Genomic DNA, 2,702 nt, shown 5'->3' on the forward strand with positions numbered 1-2,702 from the left:
GGCCGCGGCCTCGGGCTCGGGCTCGGGCTCGGGCTCGGGCTGGGTCTCGCTGCGGACCGCCGGGTGCTCGGCCGCGATCGCCGCGGCGCCGGCCTCAACCTCTTGCGGGCGCTCTTCGGCCGCGAAGCCGGGCTCGGCGACCAGCTCATGGGCGAGTTCGCGCCAGGGCCGCCACTGCGCCAGGCCGTCGCGCCAGACCAGAGTGTCCGGGCCCAGCTCGCCGCCGTGGTGGAGGGCGGCCATGTCGGCGCCCTCGAGCGGTCCATGCCGGTTGCGATCGTTGTCGCTGTAATACCACTGGCTCATCGCGAATCTCTGTCCTGTCCTGGTTCGTTGTTGCGAGGGGCGCTCAGCCGCGGCAGTTCTGCGGCAGCAAGCGGTCTTCGATCTCCGAGCTGCAGGTCCACTCGCCGCTCGAGGGGTCCAGCTCCAGCCAGACCTTCTGGCCGTCGGCCTTGCGGCCGATGCCGCGTAGCTCGATTTCGATGCCGCAGCCTTCCAGTTCGCCGAACTTGACCGAAGCCACGCGCGGGCTGGCGTAGGCGATCGCGGGCTGGAAGCCCTGGCTGTCGTTGTCCGGGCATTGTTCGTTGGCGGCCACGTACTCGACGACCTGGAGCTTGTACTGGCCGGAGCCGTTGATCGCCTCGGTGATCTTGGCCCGCACCGTGTAGTCCTGGTAGGCCGGCAGGGCGATCGCGGCGAGGATGCCGATCATCGGGATCGCGAGCACCGCCAGCACGATCGCGACGATCGCGCAGCCGGACAGGCCGCGCCGCGGCGGCGGCGCCTGGCGCTGGTTGAAGTGCGCGGCGGCGGCATCGGCCGGGTTGGCCGAGCGCTCGGAATAGGGCGGCGGGCCCGACGCGCTCGGGGTCTGCGGCGGCAACGGCGGCGGCGCCACCGGCCTCGGCGCCGACGACAGCAGGTCCTCGTCCAGGCCGAGTTCGCCCGACAGGCGCTCGAGCGGCTGCCATTCGCGCAGGCCTTCGCGCCACAGCAAGGTATCGCGCTGGATGCGGCCCTCGCGGTAGTGGCCGCGCACGGCGTCGGCGTCGATCGGGCCGACACGGCCCTGGGCTGCGTCGTGGTAATACCAATTGGTCATGCTGTCCCCCTGATCTCGCGATCGTCCTTGTGAGTGAGCCGCCGGCGTGCCGGCCCCCGCGAGGGGGCCGTCGGCCGGACGTGGCTATGCCGCCGCGGCCGCCCCAGGCGCACGGTGGACGCAAGAAACTAGCATGCCGGCCGGCGTTCGGCCTTCGGATCGACCCGGAGAAGCGTCGGCGAGCGGCGATGGCGGCTCGCGCCGCAGCCGGGGCCGCGGCCTGGGGGCGTCGCCATCGCGGCGACGCGGAGCCGGTTTAGTGCACCGGCTCGGGTTCGTCGGCGAACATCTGGGTTTCCATCCAGGCGTAGGCCGCCTCGGAGCCGGGCTGGTTGAACAGGACCATCAACACGACCCATTTCAGGTCGTCCAGGTCGAGTTCGTCCTGGTCCAGCGCCATGGCCCGGTCGAGCACGAGCTCGCGCTGGCCGGCGTCGAGGATCCCGTGCTGCTCCAGGAACAACAGGAAGCCGCGGCATTCGACGTCGAGCTTGTCGAGTTCGGGGCCGAAATAGACCCGGGTCGGGCCGCCGGTGCGCGGCGGGCTGACGGCCGGACGCTGCAAGGCCAGTGCATCGAGCCACTCGAACGCCTTGTTGATCTCTGCGGGACTGAACCCGGCCTGGCCCAGCTCGTCGAACAGGGGGCCGCTGCGGAGCGAATCGCGGTCGCGGACAAGGTCCGCATCTTCAGTGAAGTAATGCTCGAAAAGGTACAGCAGGACGTCCAGGATGCTCTCTTTCATTTCCCTCGGCCTGCGCCGCATGCGGCGCGGTGAGTAGGAGTTGCTGATTGACCGTCGGGCGGCCGACCTGTCTTGAGTCGGACCGCACGGCGATGGCGTGGTTCAGCGGTTGCGGAAATAACGGCCGTGCTGCGCCGCGACGCGACCCTCAAGCTCCATGACCAGCAGCATGGAGGACAGTTCCGCGGTCGTCAATCCAGTGCGTTCGACCAACCGATCCATACCGGTTGGGTCGTGGCCGAGGGCGTCCCACAAGGACTGGTAGTCGGGATCGGTGAAATCCGGGCGGCCGTTAACTCCCTGGGACGGGTCGTCGCCATCGTGATCGCCCTCCATGACGGCCGCGTGGCTGGCAGAGATGGGGATGCCCAGGCGGCGGCGCAAGTCGTCGGCCAGCTCGGCCGCGAGCGGGGCCAGGGCGGCGGCGACTTCGCCCGCGCTTTCGACCAGGCCGGCGCCTTCGCGGATCAGCCGGTGGCAGCCGCGCGCCAGCGGGTTGTGGATCGAACCGGGCACGGCGAACACCTCGCGCCCGCATTCGCTGGCCAGGCGCGCGGTGATCAACGCGCCGGACCGTTCGGCCGCCTCGATCACCAGGGTGCCGAGGCTGAGCCCGGCGAGGATCCGGTTGCGGCTCGGGAAGTGCTCGGGCCGGGCCTGGGTGCCGGGCAGGTGTTCGCTGATCAGCGCGCCTTCGGCGGCGATGCGCGCATGCAGGTCGGCGTTGTTGCGCGGGTAGGCGACATCGGGGCCGGTGCCGAGCACCGCCAGGGTAACCCCGTCGGCGTCGAGCGCGGCGCGGTGGGCGGCGGTGTCGACCCCGGCGGCGAGGCCGCTGGCGACCGCGAG

General features: G+C 70.9%; 4 protein-coding genes. All 4 read right to left on the reverse strand.

Features of this window, described 5'->3' with window-relative positions; translation table 11 throughout:
* The coding region (locus tag ACSAMQ_RS20335; RefSeq protein ID WP_435397396.1) for a DUF4339 domain-containing protein at positions 1-306 on the reverse strand (306 nt) is incomplete at its 3' end.
* Between the two features lie 43 nt (positions 307-349).
* Positions 350-1,108, reverse strand: a complete 759-nt coding sequence (locus ACSAMQ_RS20340; protein WP_435397397.1) for a pilin — start codon at positions 1,106-1,108, stop codon at positions 350-352.
* Positions 1,109-1,364: 256 nt separating this feature from the next.
* Entirely contained in the window at positions 1,365-1,853 is a 489-nt protein-coding gene (locus tag ACSAMQ_RS20345; protein WP_435397398.1) for a DUF494 family protein, read from the reverse strand.
* A gap of 102 nt (positions 1,854-1,955) precedes the next feature.
* A partial coding sequence (locus tag ACSAMQ_RS20350; RefSeq protein WP_435397399.1) for a DNA-processing protein DprA occupies positions 1,956-2,702 on the reverse strand: 747 nt, incomplete at its 5' end.

The organism is Lysobacter sp. 1R34A, assembly GCF_051217035.1.
Lineage (GTDB): Bacteria > Pseudomonadota > Gammaproteobacteria > Xanthomonadales > Xanthomonadaceae > Lysobacter.